Consider the following 18,364-nt stretch of genomic DNA (forward strand, 5'->3'; position numbering starts at 1 on the left):
TTCCGCAGCCCCTCTCCCTCTGAACCTCTTATGTTCCCAGTATGTCCAGGAATGAGAGACTGCAAACCTATTAATCTATGATTTATGAAGTAGAGACGGCAACACCTAGTTTTTGGACAAAAGAGATTTGCCCTTCGCCTCCGGCTGCGGCAGCGGAAGATCATCCTCCACATCCTGCCCGTAGAGCCTTACGCTCATCGCAATCCCCATACAGGCCATATTAATCAGCAGCGAGGTTCCGCCGTAGCTGATGAACGGCAGGGTAATGCCGGTCAGCGGCATCAGTCCGGTCATCGCACCGATATTCTCCAGAATCTGATACAGCAGCATCGCCACGATCCCGACAATCAGGAGCGGCCCGCCACGGTCCCTGCATTCTAGGGCAATCAGGATTAATCTGTGGATCAGGATAAAAAAGAGCATCAGCAGCGCCGCTGCGCCCAGGAAGCCGAATTCTTCCCCAATCTGCACAAAAATCGATTCCGAATACAGATATGGCACACGGTTGCTCTGTACGGAGCTGCCCTGCAAATAGCCTTCTCCCTTAAGGCCCCCGGAGCCAATCGCCGTCTGGGCATTTTTCGTCTGATAGCTCGCCGTGCTGCTCGCCAGCTCAGGCACGAGCCAAGGATCAAACCGGCTGACGAAGTGATCCCGTCCCAGCGTTTTTTCAATGAAATCCACTGTCTGTTCGTGATAGTTGATATAGCATAGAATGAAGCCCAGAATCGCCCCGCCCGCGATAATCAGCCCGATCAGCGCATGCGAGAATTTGATATGCCCGATCCATAACAGGCCAAGCAGGATTACGATATAACTGAGTGCATTGCCCAGGTCATTCTGGACGATAACCAGCGCGCACGGCATGAATGCAATCAGACCCAGCGGCACGACATCGCGCCAGAACTGGAGCCGGGTTTTATTTTTACGGACAAGCATGGTGGTCAGAAAAATAATCAGAATCAGCTTGAACAGCTCCGCCGGCTGAATGCTTAGATCTCCAATACCGATCCAGCCCTGGGCGCCATTCTTCACCTTGCCGAAAAAGCTGACCGACAGCAGAACCCCGATCCCGGCGATGTAAATATAGAGTCCATACCGCACCAGCAGGCGGTAATCGAACAGGGTGATCAGGATAAAAGCGATAAAACCCAGCGCGTAATATTTCAACATGGTGATATGCATACCATCCAAGCCGTCTCTTCCGTGAGTCACACTGTAAATGGAGAAGATACAGATCCCCATCAGCACAATCAAAATAAGCACAATGCTGCCGTCTATTCTTTTGATTCTCTGCAACATAAGGATATACCCCTCAACCTCTCCGGATTAGGAATCCGCCCGCTGTAGCCATCCCAGGCTGCAATCCACTAATTTCCATTGTAATGCAATTGGGAGCATTTATTCAATTTTTCTATTTCTGCATAGCTGATCCACTTCAACCTTCTTCTAAGCATGTCATTCGCAAAAAAATACCGGAACCCTTCGTAAACGAAGAATTCCGGTATGGATGAAGCATCCCGCTTCCCTAAATGCGCGGGCTTTATTATTCTTAATAAGTTAACTTCTCTTGGCAGAAGCCGGGGAAGAATACAGCGCAGGACTCGGCAGATCCTCCTCCACCTCTTGCCCGTGCAGACGTACGCTCATGACAAGCCCTATGCTCGCCATATTGATCAGCAGTGAGGTTCCCCCGAAGCTGATAAACGGCAGCGTAATCCCGGTCAGCGGCATCAGGCCCAGGAAAGCCCCGATATTCTCAAAAATCTGGTACAGCAGCATCGCCACCACCCCGACGATCAGGAACGGCCCGCCCCTATCCTTGCACTCCAGTGCAATTAGTATCATCCGGTGAATGAGGATAAAGTACAGCAACAGCAACAGCGCCGATCCGACAAAGCCGTATTCCTCCGCAATCTGGACAAAAATGGAGTCCGAATAGGTGTACGGTACACGGTCGGTCTGCACCGAGCTGCCCGTCATGTAGCCTTCCCCGCTCATTCCGCCGGAGGCGATGGCCATTTTGGCGTTTTTCGTATGGTAGATCGCCTTGGCTGTCGCCTTATCCGGCACCAGCCACGGGTCGAAGCGCTCGATCCAGTGCGAGCGTTTGATATCTACCAGGAAATCCTTAATTTCATCGTGATAATGAATATAGCTCATAATTCCGGCAGCGGCAGAGCCGCCTATAACCAGCAGTCCGATTAGCGCATGGGTGAACTTAATATTGCCGATCCACAGGAGACCGATCAGAATAACGATGTACGAGAGCGCATTCCCCAGGTCATTCTGGCTGATTACGATGACAAACGGCATGAGACTGAATAATCCCAGCGGAACCACATCACGCCAGAACAGCAGCTTATTTTTATTTTTGCGGACAAGCACAGCTGCCAGGAACAGAATCAGAATCAGCTTGAACAGCTCCGCCGGCTGAAGACTGAAGCTGTTGCCGAACTTAATCCATCCCTGTGCGCCGTTCTGCTCTGTGCCGACGAAGCTGACCAGGATCAAAATGCCAATCCCCGTGATGTACACATATAACGCATATTTTACAAGCAGGCGATAATCCACGAACGTCAGCCCGATAAAGGCAACAAAGCCCACGATATAGAATTTGATCATCTTAATATGCGACCCGTCCAGCCTCTCACGCCCGTGGGTCACACTGTATATGGAGAAAATGCTGACTACCATCAGCAGCACAAGAATCACCAGGATAACGCCGTCAATCTTCTTAATCTTCTGAAGCATATTCTGTCTCCTTACTCAGTACTGGTTCTTCCCGTTCTTGTCTCCGGGCAGCCGCCCAGGCAGAAGTTCCGTCACGTCTATTGTAAAGGAAGGGACCGCCTAAATACAATTTCCATCGTTTGGGGGTACTCTGTCAGACGAACAGCCGGGCCGCCTCCCCTCCAGCGGACTGAGCGGACCTTATTCGCTGCAAAAGCACCTTCCCGGAAGTTATGCGGACAGAGAGGACGCTATTCGTTCAGTTGGTTGCTCAAACAGGCTTGTTTATAGGTAATAAGGTCTTCTCAGTCCACAAGAGTTGGTCATTTCGCGTTATTTGAGCAAATAGCGTCTTCTCAGTCCGTTCCCCGTCCTCACCGTGCAATCCCGAGCACATGCCGGGGAATCCCGGCGAGATCATCGATGGTGATGATCTCGTCCCAATGTCCGGCTGCCCGCAGCAGTCCGGCTACCTGCTCGGCCTGCCCCTGGCCGAGCTCAAAGCCGACCAGGCGCGGCGGAGCCGGGAGCAGCGGCAGCTGCTCCATCATGCGGCGGTACGGGTCCAGCCCGTCCCCGCCGCCGTCCAGTGCCGTGCGCGGCTCATGGTCGCGCACCTCGCGCTGCAGCCCGGCGATGTCGCCGCCGGGGATGTACGGCGGGTTGGAGACGAGGATATCCGTCTCCAGCCCCGCGAACGGCTCGAGCAGATCGCCGAGCCGCAGGTCCACTGCCGTGCCGTGCCGCTGCGCATTGCGCCGGGCCACGGCCAGCGCGCCGGGCGAGATATCGCCGGCGCAGACCCGCCACGCCGGCGCTTCCGCCGCCAGCGTGACGGAGATGGCTCCGCTGCCGGCGCCGATATCGACGGCGGTCAGCGGCCGTGCGGCGCCGGCTGCGCCCGCGCCGCTCACCCGGCGGGCTGCGTTGCGGCCCGCCCCGCTGTGGGCGGCTTCGTCCCGCACCCCTCCAGCCTCACCGCCCGCAGCTGTCCACTGCCCGTCTCCTTCAGCTTCACGTGCGGCTTCGTCCCGCGCCGTCGCCAGCCCGTCCGGCCACAGCTCCGCGCCGTACTTCAGGATCGCCTCGACGAGCAGCTCCGTCTCCGGGCGGGGGATCAGCACATCGGGCGTGACCTCGAAGGCACGGCCGTAGAATTCCTGCTCGCGGGTGATGTATTGCACCGGTTCCCCCGCCGCCCGGCGGGTCACCACTGCTTCCCATTCGGCCTTGCGCGCCAGCGGGAACGGATCAGCCAGCGCCATATAATAAGCCGCCCCGGACAAGCCCAGCACATGCTCCAGCAGGAGCTGGCTGCTGCGCTGCGGCTCCGTAAGGCCGTGTCCGGCCAAAAAAGAAGAAGCCTCCGCAAAGGCTTCCCGGATGCTTTGCAATTCCGACATGACGTAAGAGTCGTGTTTCAAAGCATTATTCTCCTTTTTCCATCAATTCTGCTTGTTCCGCAATCGACAGTGCGGAGATAATCTCGGTAATATCCCCGTTCATCACCTGGTCCAGACGGTGGAGGGTCAAGCCGATCCGGTGATCCGTCACACGGCTCTGCGGGAAGTTGTAGGTACGGATACGCTCACTGCGGTCACCGGTTCCCACCTTGCTTTTACGTTCTCCGGAATACTTCGCTTCCTCTTCCTGACGCTTCAGATCCGAAATCCGGGTACGCAGCACCTTCAGGGCCTTATCCTTATTGGAGTTCTGGGACTTGCCATCCTGGCAGGTAGCCACGATCCCCGTAGGTACATGGGTTACACGTACTGCTGATTTGGTCGTATTAACGGACTGTCCGCCCGCGCCGCTCGAACAGAAGGTATCGACACGGATATCTTTGTCATGAATCTCGATTTCGAAATCTTCCGCTTCCGGCATTACAGCAACCGTAGAGGTAGACGTATGGATACGTCCGCCGGATTCTGTGGTAGGTATGCGCTGCACACGGTGTGCACCGCTTTCGAATTTCATCTTGCTGTAAGCGCCGCGCCCGTTAATCAGGAAGATCACTTCCTTGAAGCCGCCGAGATCATTCGTGTTCACATCCATCAGCTCTACGCGCCAGCCCTGAGTATCGGCATAACGGGTATACATCCGGTAGAGGTCAGAGGCGAACAAGGCCGCTTCGTCCCCGCCAGCTGCGCCGCGGATTTCAACGATTACGTTCTTATCGTCGTTAGGGTCCTTAGGCAGCAGGAGCAGACGAATCTTCTCCTCAAGAATGGCCTGACGCTCGGACAGGTCATCGATCTCCATCTTGACCATTTCTTTCATTTCATCATCAAGCTTCTCGGCCTGCATCATCTTCGCGGCTTCAAGCTCTTCCATTACGTTCTTATATTCGCTATACGCCTCGAAGGCGGGCTGCAAGTCGGATTGTTCTTTGGAATAGTCCCTCAGTTTCTTACTGTCGCTTGCAACATCCGGGTCACATAGCAGTTCACTGAGTTTCTCATAGCGGTCCGCCAGGGATTGCAATCGGTCCAACAAGGGAATTCACCTCTCCTGATTCAAATTCTTCGTTCATTATTACTTTAAATTGTTGCTACAACTGAAGTAGATATACGACTTTATATTATACCACCACAAGCCTCAATTGGCTACAGTACATGCGGCGGGCCGGGGATTTTTTTAAAATTTTCATTCTGTATGATCTTATGATGTTGAGCCTCCGGCCAGCTTATACACCAGCACCGAGTCCGAATGACGCAAAGAAACCATCCAGCAAGCAAACCTCTACTCCTGAATGGCCTCTCTATAACAAGCGAAAAGTATCCTATACGTTGAACCGGAAATGCATAACGTCGCCGTCCTGCACCAGATATTCCTTACCTTCCAGACGCAGCTGCCCGCGTTCCTTGGCACCGTTCATTGAACCTGCCGCCACCAGATCGGTATAAGCTACAACCTCCGCCCGGATAAAACCGCGCTCGAAGTCCGTATGAATCACGCCCGCTGCTCCAGGGGCCTTGGTGCCCTTGCGGATGGTCCAAGCACGAACCTCTTGAACGCCCGCAGTGAAATAAGTGTACAGTCCCAGCAGCTTGTAAGCCGCTTTGATCAGACGGTTAAGTCCGGATTCCTGCAGACCCAGCTCCTCCAGGAACATCTCCTTGTCTTCGCCTTCCAGCTCTGCAATCTCCGCTTCCACCTTGGCACTGATCGGCACCACTTCAGCATTCTCGGCTGCTGCGAATTCACGGACCTGCTGCACATAAGGATTCTCCTCAGCAGTCGCCACTTCATCTTCGCCCACATTCGCCGCATACAGCACCGGCTTCAGGGTGAGCAGGTGAAGGTCACGCACGATCTGGCGCTCATCGTCAGACAATTCCAGACTGCGTGCAGGCTGGTCCTGATACAGGGCTTCCTTCACACGCTCCAGTACTTCTACTTCCTGGGCGTATTTCTTGTCGCCGCCCTTGATGTTTTTGCGGGAACGCTCGATCCGCTTCTCCACGCTCTCCAGGTCAGCCAGAATCAGCTCCAGGTTAATCGTCTGGATGTCGCTGATCGGATTCACCTTGCCGTCTACATGGGTCACGTTCTCATCGACGAAGCAGCGCACCACATGAACAATGGCATCCACCTCGCGGATATGGGCCAGGAACTTGTTGCCCAGGCCTTCACCCTTGCTCGCACCGCGCACCAGTCCGGCAATATCGACGAATTCAAAAGCGGTCGGAACCGTCTTGTTCGGCTGTACCAGCTCCACCAGCTTATCCAGTCGTTCGTCCGGTACTTCTACAACCCCGACGTTCGGGTCGATGGTGCAGAATGGATAGTTGGCGGATTCTGCGCCCGCTTGTGTAATTGCATTGAATAATGTCGATTTGCCTACGTTGGGAAGTCCAACGATACCTGCTTTCAAAGCCATTTATATGACAACTCCTATTTTCGGTTGGTTTGATCACCGCATGAAATACCGAACTGATCTCAAACCATTATATATTAGAACAAATTCTCCAGCAACAGCAGAAGTCAAGCGGACAGCAAAATACCCCGCAAAGGGGTCTGCCTTACCTATAGGGTTTTGGACATTGTGATGTCTGTAACCTGGAAGCCCATCTTCTTGTATAGCCCGAAGGCGCGTTCGTTATGCCCGAAGACATGCAGGCCGATCTTGGCCGCCTTCAGCTTCCGGGCTTCTTCATCCAACAAGAGTAGTGTCTGCTTGCCATAGCCCCGGCCCTGGAACGGCTCAAAGATATAAATGTCATAAATGAACGCCTCCCGCACCCCGCGGTTCTCGGTCACGTTGAACCAGATATAACCGGCCCCAGTCCCCGAAACGTCCTCTACTACCGAATAGAAATAAGCTCCCGCCGTATTGAGGCCTTGCGGCAGGTAGCGATTCATCGATTCCTGGGCCTGCGCTAACGCTGTATCTGCCTCCCAGGCACCGGCTTGTACTTTCTCTTCTGCGTAGTCGCGGGTAGATTGCTTCAAGAACGACTGAAACGCAGATTCGTCCATCGGGACCAATGTAATCGTCATTTGGATACCTTCCTTCGGTTCTGATTATAAAAGCAAGCCTGGCGTTAGCGCCGGACCAGACGGGGCGTTCCGCGCAGTGCGGAGAGGTCCGGTGCGCCGATACCGAACATCACCGTCCGCAGCTCCAGCTCTACCTGGGCCAGCGCCTGATCCAGCGCCTCCTCGGAGCTGACGGCCGCACCCAGCAGCCCCCGTCCGAAGCCCGCCAGATCGGCGCCAAGGGCCAGCGCCTTGGCGGCATCGACGCCGTGCTTCAGCCCGCCGCTGCCGATCAATGCCCCGCGCGGGGAGACTGCGCGGACCTCGGCAATGCACTCCGCCGTGGGAATGCCCCAGTCGGCGAAGGCCTCCGCAGCCGCACGCCGTACCGGGTCGATGCTGCGGAACTTCTCTACTTGGCTCCATGAAGTGCCGCCAGCCCCGGCTACATCAATGAAGGCAGCGCCAGCCTGATACAGCCGGGCGGCGGTATCGCCATCAATCCCCCAGCCGACCTCCTTGATCCCCACTGGAATCTCAAGGCTCCGGCATAATGCCTCTATCCGCTGCAGCAGGGAACCGAAGCCAGTGTCACCCTCGGGCTGGAATACCTCCTGCAGCCCGTTCAGATGGAGAACCAGCCAATCGGCTCCGGCAATCTCAACCGCCCGGCGGCATTCTTCTACCCCGAAGCCGTAAGCGAGCTGCACGGCTCCGACATTGGCAATGACCGGAATCGTGGGTGCATTGGCCCGCACATGGAAGGTAGCAGCCAGCTCCGCGCGTTCTACAGCCGCGCGCACCGAGCCGACGCCAAGCGCCCAGCCCCGGCGCTCCGCCGCTTCGGCCAGCCGCTCATTAATCTTCCCTGTAGCCGTGCTCCCCCCGGTCATGGAGCTGATCAGCAGCGGGGTACGCAGCGTACGGCCCAAGAATTCAGTATTCAGTGAGATTCTATCATAATCCAGCTCAGGCAGCGCGTTATGGCGGAACCGGTACTGCTCGAACCCGGTTGTAATTCCGTTACCGGCCACATCTTCATTCAGGCAGAGCCGTACATGCTCAATCTTCCGTTCTCCGGTTCTGGAGTCGGGCAGCAGAGATTTATGTCCGGCATGGCCTGAGCCTGCTGCCTCCTGCCCTGGCTGGGGCCCTGTTCCTGACGGCTTCACAGCGCTCTGCGGCACACCGTTTCGCGGCATATCATTCATGCTGTCTTCCTCCGTTTCTGCTTCACTTTTCTCAAAAAAGAACAAAATCATCCTACGGAGAATGTATGCTGTTTTTCACATACATTCGGCCCATGCGCCTGCGTGCGAGTACTATGTATGCTGTTTTTCACATACATTCGGCCATACGCCTGCGTGCGAGTACAATGTATGCTGTTTTTCACATACATTCGGCCATACGCCAGCCTACAAGCACAATGTATGCTGTTTTCCACATACATTTGGGCCATACGCCTGCGTGCGTGCACGATGTATGCTGTTTTCCACATACATTCGGCCATACGCCTGCCTGCGAGCACAATGTATGCTGTTTTCCACATACATTTCGGCCATACGCCTGCGTGCGAGTACTATGTATGCTGTTTTCCACATACATTCGGCCATACGCCTGCTTGCGAGCACTATGTATGCTGTTTTCCACATACATTCAGCAACAAAGACACTCTACGAGTTATTCAAAGACTGGTGCCGCCCCTAAAAGGCGGCGAAACCGTCTCCACTTGCAATATATCCCGCTCCACAATTACCTTCCATTATAGCACAACTATAGCATAACCCCGCTCGGCCGTTGAACGCTGGCGGGGTGCTCACTCTTCATACATGGCTTGCAATATATTCGCCCACCAGCCTGCCGGACAAGGACACCACAGGGGTTCCCCCGCCGGGATGCGTGGTTCCGCCCACATACCACAGTCCCTTAACATCGCTGGAACGGTTGCCCGGGCGGGCGAAGGTCTGCTTCACCGTATTGGAGGATATCCCGTAAATCGCCCCCTGATGCGCCAGCGTATCGCGGGCAATATCCTGCGGAGTATAACGCTCCAGCACATCTGCGGACGACAGCCCGCTCACACCGTGGCTCTCCAGTACAGACATTACCCGCTCCCCGTATGCATCCCTCTCCTCACTCCAGTCACAGGCCGGGCTCAGATAAGGCGCATTAGCCAGAATGAACAGGTTGCTGCCGCCCGCAGGCGCCAGCTCAGGCTCGGAATAACCGGAATGGCATACATACACTGTCGGCTGCTGCGGCGGACGCTTATGCTCGAAGATATCCTTGAATTCCTGCTCGTAGTTCTCCGGGAAAAACACCGTATGATGCAGCAGCGCATCATACGTGCGCGGCACACCCGCCAGCGTTACCAGCCCCGACAGGGAGGGTTCGTAGGCTTCAATCTTGCGGTCCGTCATTCCAGGACGAACCGCTTCCGGCAGCAGCATCCGGTTGATGCTCAGGACATCGCCACCGGCAATAACCGTATTGGCCGAGTAGAAGCCCTGCGCCGTATCCACACCTTCCACCGCACCGGAGACTACGGAAATTCCCGTCACCTCCGTGCCTGTAATCAGCCGTACGCCCAAATTCCGGGCGAGTGCAGACAGACCGCTGATTAATTCATAGGTGCCGCCCTTCACCCCGTATACGCCTTCCTGAATCTCTAGATGACCAAGCATGGCGAAGATGGAGGGGGAGCGATACGGCGATGATCCCACATAGGTGGCATAGCGGCCCAGCATAGCCAGCGTATTCGGGTGGCTGAAGTAGCGGAGCAGCAAGCTATGCAGGCTGAGAAAAGGCCTTACGCGCACCAGATCCCGCACAAGGGAAGGCGAGAGTTTATCCCTCCAGGATAGCAGCAGCCTGTTCAGGAACTGCTTCTCGCTGAGCTGATACAGCCGTGAGGCTTCTGCCAGAAACTCCGGGAGCCGCGCAGCATCTGCCGGGCTATAGGAAGCCATCTGCTCCTGCATTCGCCCGGTATCCCTTGAGAAATCGACAACCCTGCCGTCTGTGAAGACATTGCGGGTGCGCGGCTCCAGCTCATAGAGCCGGACATAATCCTCCATGCGGGCTCCCGCAAGCTCATAGAGCGAACGGAAGACATGGGGCATCGTAATTGTACTCGGGCCGCGGTCGAAGGTGTAGCCCCCCGCCTGCACACGCTGCAGCTTGCCGCCCGGCTGCTGCTGGCGTTCCAGCACAGTGACTTCCCAGCCCGCCGCGGCAAGGGTGACCGCACAGGACAGCCCCCCGAATCCGGCGCCTATGATGACTGCCTTCGGTTTCATCCATAACGCCTTCCTTTCCATTCATAGCCTGCGCGCGTGCGGCTTCCGCGCCAGGACGCCACAGCAATCAGCGACAGGCAGAGTACACTCGCCGGGAGTAGGAGACAGAACCAGAACGGCTGCCGACCGGCAGCATCGCTGGTCCGTTTCACGGCCAGACCGGCAAACAGCGCAGCAGCGGGCCAGAGGGCCCCACTGGGCTGTCCGCTTAGGGCATAGTACAGAACGGCGGCGGCGGGCACCGCATACAGCGACAGATATGCAATAAGCACACCCAGCAGCAGCAGCGGGAGGCGGCCGATGCCGGCATAGATATTCTTCCGGTAGCCATTCCATACTTGCCGGGCATTGTGGTACATCCGCATGAACACCTGCTCCGTAACATCCATGAGCGCCACCGTTCCGCCCGACCGCTTCACGGCGCGGGCCAGCGCCATATCATCCACCAGCTCGCTGCGGATGGCTTCATGCCCGCCGCAGCTGTCGTAACTGCCCCGGTGAATCAGGATGAAGCCCCCATGCGCCGCAACAAACCGCGGATCTCTGGAGCCGCGGACCAGCGGAATGGGCAGGTGGCAGATGATGGTGAAGACCATCAGGGGAACAACCAGCCGCTCCAGCCAGGTTCCGGTCATCTGCCGGGGGAAGCCGGTAATCATGCCGCCGCCCGCTGCTTCAGCAGCAGAAAGCGCCGCCTGAAGCGCCCCGTGCTGAAGACGGACATCTGCGTCCAGGAAAAGCAGCCAGTCTCCGCTTGCCGCTTCTGCAAGCTGAGCGCAGGCATGGGACTTGCCCAGCCAGCCCTCCGGCAGCTCTCTTCCCTTCAGAACGCGTACTCCGCTGCCCGCTGCTGCGGCAATAGCCCCCGTTCCGTCAGTTGATGAATCATCCAGTACAATAATCTCCACCCCGATTCCGCCGGTGTTTGAGGCCAGTACAGAGGAGAGGCAGTCCCCAATATTATCCGCTTCATCCCGGGCAGGGATCAGTACCGATAAGCTCAAGGCCCGTGAGGATGCCGTTGCTTTTGCTGGCATCGCCTTCGCCGCTCTTGTACTGACCGCTGCCCCCAGCTTGGGGAGCTGCGCTGCATTCCATATTGCGAACAATAGCTGGAGCAGCACAATGCCGGTTACAACCTGAAAGAATACATTCATCCTCTCCCACCCCCCGGCCGCAGCAGGTCAAGCCATTCATTGGTAGATCTCCCACGGCGGAGCAGCGGCCTGAATTCATCCGGCATATAGCCTTGATGGTTAAGCACTCTGCTGCGGTGGGACTCCAGTTGTCCGCCAAGAACAGTCTCCAGCGTAAGGGCTACCCTTGAGCGGTCCATCTCCGCCCAAGGGAGCAGCAGCGGCGCACCTGCCAGCAGCGTAGCCTCCGGCTTCGTATGCCGGAACAGGCCGTGGTATAGCGTCACTGGGACTACTGCCGTCTGCGGACTGAGCCGCAGCGCCAGGGCCGCCCCTTCCTTCAGGCTCAGCGGCCGGTGTTCCAGTGGCCGGATTTCCCCTTCAGGATACATCCAGACGCTCTCTCCCGCCTGCAGCAGTCCGGCTGTATACCGCAGCGAAGCCCGCGCATCCCCTGGACTTCCAGGGTTAATGGAATACGCGCCAAGCTTTCTGAAGAAGGCATACTTCCGGAGCTGCTCCTCTTCCATCATGAAATAATGACGCTTCCCCGGCAGCTTCCCTGCGGCGTGATAGGCCAGCAGGCCGTCCCACCACGAGCTGTGATTCATGAGGTAGAGAATCCCCCGCCCGGCAGCGGCAGCGGGCTGAAGCTCTCCGCTGATTCCAATGAAGTGGAAATGTCTGCGCAGCAGATACAAGGAATTATAACGGGAGAATAACCAGTCAAATTTTCCCGATGGAACGGCTTCCAGCATAGCGTAGACTCCCTTCGGCCAAAGCGGTGCCTGCTCCGGCGATTACCGCGCAGGCAGGCAATCCCTCTGTCAGGCTGATCAGGCCGAACAGGATCAGGATCGCCTGATACAGGCGGGTGCCCCGGCGGGCAGCCAGGCGGGTGAACGGCACAGCCGGGAGCAGCATAGACAAGGCAGCGCCTGCAATCAGCCAGCCGGTGAAATTGCTCCAGGGCACCTGATAGAAGCCCCCGCCGCCCTCCCAATGCCAGAAGTTCCTGGCATGGGCAACAGGATCGAGCACCAGATCCATCAGGACCGTCCAGAAGCCTACCTGCACGGCCCGCAGCAGCAGAAGCCGGAGGCCGCGCTGTCCGAAATCATGGCTGATCAGCACGGCATTACACACAACAGCAATCCAGGCGAAGCCCAGGGTAACCGGCACACCAAATAATAAAGGCCCGAGAATAGTAGAATAATTATAATCCCCAAACAACCGGCCGGAATGCACGCCTACCCATTCGACGGCCATTCCGCCTAACCAGATAAGAGCCGCAGCATACCAGAATCGCTTGGTCATCCGGCCTCCTAAAGAATTGACTGACCAGTCAGACATGAAGGGTTTGAATTGCCCCTTGATTAATAAGTCCAGCCCGTAGACACCATAGAATACGAGAAATAATCCGTTAGAGAACTTCAGACTATCCGGAATTCCGAACACGATCAGCAGCAGCGCTCCGATGGTATACCAGATCCAAAAAAGGGTTCGGACCATCGTTAGACCACCGCAGTTCTTACACCGGCATAACGCACGACCGTACGCTGGAACAGCTGAAGCTTGGCTTCATCGCTGACATAGGATCTTTTGCGGAAAACATCATACCCGTCTGCCTCCACAGCATCCAGAATAGCAGCATAGAAGGATGCGGCAAGTTCAATGGCCAGACCGCTCTCCAAAGGATACGTATGCACATGCTCCAGCCCTCGCCGGAACCAGTCCAACGCTTCTGTCCGCAGCTCCTGGATAACGGCAGTGAAACGGTGATTGACCTCCCCGTTCTCCAGCTCCTCCTGGCTGTAGCCATGTCCCTCCATCACCTCAAGCGGCACATATCTGCGTCCTCTTCTGAGATCCTCACCCACATCGCGGATGATATTGACCAGCTGCATTCCTATCCCCAGCGCAATTCCCGATGTCCGTGCCGCTTCACTCTGATCATCCCGCAGAACAGGCAGCAGCATCTCCCCTACCGTTCCCGCTACAAGATAACAGTAATCCTTAAGCTGCTCCATCGTGTCATAGGCTGTGAAGGTAAGATCTCTAAGCTGTCCCTCCATTTGCAAAAGGAACGGCTCACGCTGAAGCTGCGGGAAGCTGCTGAACAGCCAGCGCAGCGCCGGCCAGATGAAATGCCCTTCCGCCTGCTCCAGATTCATGAAATGCTCCCGCAGCTCATGAATGCTGTACGGCGCGCCTTCCGGCTCATCCACACTATCGTCTATAATCCGGCAGAAGGCATAAATAACATGCACCGCTTCACGCCTGGGACTTGGCAGAACATCAAACGCCTTATGGAACGAAGTGGACCCTTTCTTCATCAGTTCCTCACATTGCTGCAGTATCCTTTCATCCATGTACGCTCATCTCCTTTATCATTTCCTGAACGGCAAGCTTCGCTCCCTGCATCACGATCGGCACACCGCCGCCCGGATGGACGGAAGCACCTGCGGCATACAACCCCTTAAGCGGATAAGGCTTCGGCTGGGGCCGGAATACCCCCGACTGGCTCAGCAGCGGTGCAATACCGAAGCTGCCCCCGCCATACATCCCTTCCTGCTCCGCATCGGCAGGCGTTCTAAGCCTGCGCCAGATCACACTCGCGGCTAGCCCGGGGAAGCCCCGTTTCTCGGCATCTGCCATGACTTTATCGGCTAGTGCTCCGGCTATTTCCTCCCAGTTCTTATCCGGCGCCGCCGGGACGGGAACAAGGAAATACAGCACGCTCTGTCCGGGAGGAACTGCACTATCGTCCAGCGCTACCGGATTAAATACATAATAAGAAGAATCCTGAGGAATTTGTCCCCGGTCAAACAGCTCATGCAGGCTGCTGTTCAGACTATCCGGCAGGAAGAACTGATGCACCAGCGACTCCGGCCAGCGCTTGTCTGTGGCCGCATAGATCAGCAGACAGCCCGAGGAGGGCTTCCAGCTTCCGCGTTTTATGGCCTTGGCCGATACGGATCTGCCCTTATTCGCCGTCACAACCGGTGCCTGTTCCTGCTTGAACACACCAGGCGGCAGCAACTTCTCTACATTCGGGAAATCTCCATTGTACAGAACGGCATCATAAGAAATCGGCTGCCCCTGAACAACAACTCCGCAGCAGCGGCTTCCTTCAACAAGCAAGGATTCCACCTCAGCGCCCGTATGAATCTGTACCCCGCGGTCTTCCAGCTCCCGGGCCATGATCTGCGGCAGCGTCCCGTATCCTCCCTTCAGCATCCAGATGCCGAAGGCATGCTCGGCGTAAGGAAGCATGGTGTAGATACCGGGTGTGCGGAAGGGCGCTCCTCCAATATAGAGGCTCTGCAGGGAGAACGCATCCTTAAGCTCCTCATTGCGAAAATACTGGCCGATCGCAGAGCGCAGATTCCGGTAAGCGCGCAGGCGGACCATCAACGACAGGTTAGCCGGACTAAAGAATTCCCGCCCGCTGGCATACCCCCGCTCCAGGAACGAGGTCCGCCCCTGCGGATACAGCACCGACATGTCCTTCATGAACCGGGTGAAGCCCTTGCCCTCTCCGGGATAGAGCCGGTCAATCTCCTCCGCCTGCGCCGATGCATCCGCGAATTTGGTTAACACACGCCCGCTTCGGAAGTGAACCCGGTAGAGCGGATCACAGTGCAGCAGCTCCAGACTGGATCGCGGAAGGCCGCCTTCCTCCAGAATACCGAGAAGCATCTCCGGCAGCAGCACGATGGTAGGCCCGCGGTCAATCCGGTAGCCGTCCTGCTCTTCAAAGGCCACACGCCCGCCCACCCGGGCTGCGCGCTCATAGATCACTACTTCATGTCCCTGACGGGTAAGCAGCAGCGCCGCCGTCAGCCCGCCGATTCCGCTGCCTACGATGGCAATGCGGCTCATAACGGAACCCCCGCACCTGCGCCGGGCGCACCCGCCTGTACGGTGAACCGCCCCCGCACAGCCTGGTCATGCTCCCGCAGCAGCCGTGCGCTAATCTTGGCCGACTCGAAGATCGTCGGCAGGCCGCTGCCCGGATGGGTTCCCCCGCCGACCAGCCAGATGCCGCGTACCTCCTCGAAGGTATTATGCGGCCGCAGATGCATCATCTGCCCGAGATTATGAGCCAGATTGAAGGTGGCCCCGTTATATACATTCTGCTGGTTCTGCCAGTCCAGCGGAGAGAAGAACAGGCTCTCTTCCACGCGTCCGGCGATTCCGGCCAGCTGCGGGATCTGCTGCAGCCGCTCCATCATCCAGTCCTCCACCACTGCACGCTCTTGCTCCCAGTTGATATCGGCACTCAGATTAGGCACCGGCATCAGCACGTAGAGCGAGGACTTACCGGGAGGCGCCAGTGTCTTATCGATGACTGACGGATTATGAATATAGATAGAAGCATCCTCCGACAGAACGCCCAGCTCCGTGATCTCTTTGACATTACGCCGGTAATCGTCCGCGAAATGAACCGAATGATGACTGAGGTCCACCTCTCCATCCACACCGAGGTAGAGCATGGCGGTGGAGCAGGAATATCTTTTACGGGCAATCTTGGCAGGGGTGTATTTCTTCAGAAGCCCGGGCTCGAACAGCTGGGTCATTGCAGATCCAAAATCTGCACCAATCACAATATAATCCGCATCCACCTTCTCCCCGTTCTCCAGCAGCAAGCCTGCGGCCTGCCCGTCCTTGACGATAATGCGCTTCACTCCGCTTGCGGTATGGACCCGCCCGCCATGCTCCCGGATGACCTCAGCCATAGCCTGAAGCACACGGTTAATGCCGCCAGTCGGATGGTAGAGGCCGTAACGGTGCTCCATGTACGACAGAATCGTGAAGGTGCCCGGACATTCCCAAGGCGACATCCCCAGATACTTGGCCTGGAACGTGAACGAGAACCGCAGCCGTTCATCATCGAAATAACGGGACAGCCGGTTGTATACGGTGTCTGTAGCGTTCAGCTTAGGCAGCGCGTGGAACACATCTCTTTTAACATAATCCCCTAACGATTGGAACGGACGCTGCAGCAGCGGGATCACCCGCTCCAGCTTGTCGGCTTCTTCGGCCATGAACCGGCGGTAGCCGTTGCCATTGCCCGGGAACAGCCGCTCAATCTCCTCGGCCGTCTGATCCTGGTTCGTAGAAGGCGTAAATACGGTATCTCCAAAATGCAGTGAATACAGCGGATCAAGCGGTGTAAGCGAGACATAGTCATGCACCGAACGCCCTGCCAGAGTGAACAGCTCCTCTAACAAATGCGGCATCATCAAGAAGGTGGCTCCCCGGTCAAAACGGTAGTCTCCCAGCTTCAGCTCGCCTGATCTTCCGCCAACTTCTGCCTGTTGTTCATAGAGATCTACTTCATATCCTTCGGCGGCAAGCAGCATGGCGGCGGCCAGCCCGCCCGGTCCTGCGCCGATTACTGCGACTTTTGCGGTATCTGTGGTTCGGATCAAGCGACGTCCTCCTTCGTTCAAACGTTATACAAAAACTATACAATAGTGATACAAATATCATACATACTTTGCCGGGCCATGTAAATATCATCCGCCGGACTTCCAGCAATTTGGTTGCTAGACTTGTCCATAGCAAAAGAACCGGACAGCCCCGCAAGCGGGTCCTGACCGGTTCCATAGAATCTCCTACACTATTAAAATTCAATATAACTGCTACGCTCTATGCCGGATTGTGGCATATTCCTGATCGAACCAGGCTTGCCATTTCTCCGGCGGCTCCGCCATCACATAGGTGGCGTTGGTATCCTGGAGGCTGATTGCCTCATAAGCTCTACCGCCCGCAATGAGCTGCATCTCCGGGTACAAGCTGCCTAGCCGTTCAAGCAGCTCCTCCGTATAGGGGACCAGCGTACCATTCGTAACGGATAGGCAGACAGCTCCAATCCGCTCTTGCTTCTCCAGCAGCTCCATCACACCGTCCTCGGGGGTATTGGCCCCCAGATAGATGACTTCAACCCCGTTTCTGCGCAGGAAAAGCGAGAACAGCAGCAGGCCGACCTGGTGATGCTCTCCTGCCGGGCAAAAGGCAAGCACCTTGTGCAGATGGGCATACACCGGGAACACGTGAAAGAACTGGGACAGCCGGTTCGAGATCATATGTGTCATATAATGCTCCTGGGCTACGGTTGCCGTCCCTTGCTCCCAGGCATCACCAACCTTCACCAGAACAGGCACCAACACCTGATGGACCATCGCCTCATAGCCGTACAGGGAGAACCCGAAATCGATCAGGGCATCGGCCCGCTCACCCTGGATGTCGAGCAGCGCTGCATAGATCTGCTGCCTCATTTTGTCCAAGGCATCCTTGGGGTCACCGCCCGCAACGGACAGCCGGTCATCCAGGTCCTTCTGCTTATGCTGCTTCAGCATCCGCACAGCATGTGAGATACTGATGCCCTGTTTATCGGTCTGTTCCTTCAACCAGCGAAGGTCCTCAATATTCTCTTGGTTGTACAGTCTATAGCCGGACTCGGTACGTTCCGGGACGACAGCCTGATACCGGTTCTCCCACGCCCGCAGAGTGACAGAGGGAATATCGAGCATTTCGACAACCTGTTTGATGGAATACACGATGGATCTCACTGCCTTCCTGTTTACACTGAATACATTTGAAGATTCAAACCTTATACAAATTATTTACACTCATTATACAATTGCATCTGTGTTATGTCACCAGAACTTGTATGATGCAGCTTGCAGGTACGGCGCGGATGAA

The 18,364-nt window shown here is 56.5% G+C and carries 15 protein-coding genes; all 15 read right to left on the reverse strand.

Translation table 11 applies throughout. The features are described from left to right. Positions 1–105: 105 nt before the first annotated feature. The 15 genes from NST69_RS28890 to NST69_RS28960 all read right to left on the reverse strand — a co-directional run bounded on the left by NST69_RS28890 (position 106) and on the right by NST69_RS28960 (position 18,231). A complete protein-coding gene (locus NST69_RS28890; protein WP_342547775.1) occupies positions 106–1,302 on the reverse strand; it encodes an FtsW/RodA/SpoVE family cell cycle protein in 1,197 nt (398 codons plus the stop codon). Positions 1,303–1,560: 258 nt separating this feature from the next. Then, positions 1,561–2,754 carry an FtsW/RodA/SpoVE family cell cycle protein gene (locus NST69_RS28895; RefSeq protein ID WP_342547776.1) on the reverse strand — a complete coding sequence of 398 codons (1,194 nt, stop codon included), beginning with the start codon at positions 2,752–2,754 and terminating at the stop codon, positions 1,561–1,563. A 353-nt stretch (positions 2,755–3,107) separates the two neighbouring features. Beyond that, positions 3,108–4,157 carry a HemK/PrmC family methyltransferase gene (locus NST69_RS28900; protein WP_342547777.1) on the reverse strand — a complete coding sequence of 350 codons (1,050 nt, stop codon included), beginning with the start codon at positions 4,155–4,157 and terminating at the stop codon, positions 3,108–3,110. A 4-nt stretch (positions 4,158–4,161) separates the two neighbouring features. Beyond that, entirely contained in the window at positions 4,162–5,229 is a 1,068-nt protein-coding gene (gene prfA / locus NST69_RS28905) for a peptide chain release factor 1 (protein WP_209868464.1), read from the reverse strand. A 286-nt stretch (positions 5,230–5,515) separates the two neighbouring features. Beyond that, positions 5,516–6,616, reverse strand: a complete 1,101-nt coding sequence (gene ychF, locus NST69_RS28910; RefSeq protein ID WP_209868465.1) for a redox-regulated ATPase YchF — start codon at positions 6,614–6,616, stop codon at positions 5,516–5,518. Between the two features lie 146 nt (positions 6,617–6,762). Next, on the reverse strand, positions 6,763–7,236 hold the full coding sequence (locus tag NST69_RS28915; protein ID WP_051478076.1) for a GNAT family N-acetyltransferase: 474 nt from the start codon (positions 7,234–7,236) through the stop codon (positions 6,763–6,765). 44 nt (positions 7,237–7,280) lie between these two features. Further along, the gene (gene fni, locus NST69_RS28920; RefSeq protein ID WP_342547778.1) at positions 7,281–8,426 is read right to left on the reverse strand and encodes a type 2 isopentenyl-diphosphate Delta-isomerase; all 1,146 of its coding nucleotides are present in this window, start codon (positions 8,424–8,426) and stop codon (positions 7,281–7,283) included. A 612-nt stretch (positions 8,427–9,038) separates the two neighbouring features. Next, entirely contained in the window at positions 9,039–10,514 is a 1,476-nt protein-coding gene (gene crtI, locus NST69_RS28925; RefSeq protein ID WP_342547779.1) for a phytoene desaturase family protein, read from the reverse strand. Then, a complete protein-coding gene (locus NST69_RS28930) occupies positions 10,511–11,671 on the reverse strand; it encodes a glycosyltransferase family A protein (RefSeq protein WP_342547781.1) in 1,161 nt (386 codons plus the stop codon). The genes crtI (NST69_RS28925) and NST69_RS28930 overlap by 4 nt, the downstream gene beginning before the upstream one ends. After that, the gene (locus NST69_RS28935) at positions 11,668–12,408 is read right to left on the reverse strand and encodes a lysophospholipid acyltransferase family protein (RefSeq protein WP_339311867.1); all 741 of its coding nucleotides are present in this window, start codon (positions 12,406–12,408) and stop codon (positions 11,668–11,670) included. The genes NST69_RS28930 and NST69_RS28935 overlap by 4 nt, the downstream gene beginning before the upstream one ends. Then, positions 12,377–13,162: a carotenoid biosynthesis protein gene (locus NST69_RS28940; protein ID WP_342547782.1), complete on the reverse strand. Its 786-nt coding sequence runs from the start codon at positions 13,160–13,162 to the stop codon at positions 12,377–12,379. Before NST69_RS28940 ends, NST69_RS28935 begins: the two co-directional genes overlap by 32 nt. Before the next feature lie 2 nt (positions 13,163–13,164). After that, complete coding sequence (locus tag NST69_RS28945) at positions 13,165–14,022, reverse strand: phytoene/squalene synthase family protein (protein ID WP_342547783.1); 858 nt, start codon at positions 14,020–14,022, stop codon at positions 13,165–13,167. Then, positions 14,015–15,535 carry a phytoene desaturase family protein gene (gene crtI, locus NST69_RS28950; RefSeq protein WP_342547784.1) on the reverse strand — a complete coding sequence of 507 codons (1,521 nt, stop codon included), beginning with the start codon at positions 15,533–15,535 and terminating at the stop codon, positions 14,015–14,017. The genes NST69_RS28945 and crtI (NST69_RS28950) overlap by 8 nt, the downstream gene beginning before the upstream one ends. After that, on the reverse strand, positions 15,532–17,088 hold the full coding sequence (crtI, locus tag NST69_RS28955; RefSeq protein WP_063830916.1) for a phytoene desaturase family protein: 1,557 nt from the start codon (positions 17,086–17,088) through the stop codon (positions 15,532–15,534). Before crtI (NST69_RS28955) ends, crtI (NST69_RS28950) begins: the two co-directional genes overlap by 4 nt. 213 nt (positions 17,089–17,301) lie before the next feature. Next, a complete protein-coding gene (locus NST69_RS28960) occupies positions 17,302–18,231 on the reverse strand; it encodes a MerR family transcriptional regulator (RefSeq protein WP_342547785.1) in 930 nt (309 codons plus the stop codon). Positions 18,232–18,364: the final 133 nt, after the last annotated feature.

This window comes from Paenibacillus sp. FSL P2-0089, from assembly GCF_038595095.1.
Classification (GTDB): Bacteria; Bacillota; Bacilli; order Paenibacillales; family Paenibacillaceae; genus Paenibacillus_AQ; species Paenibacillus_AQ silagei.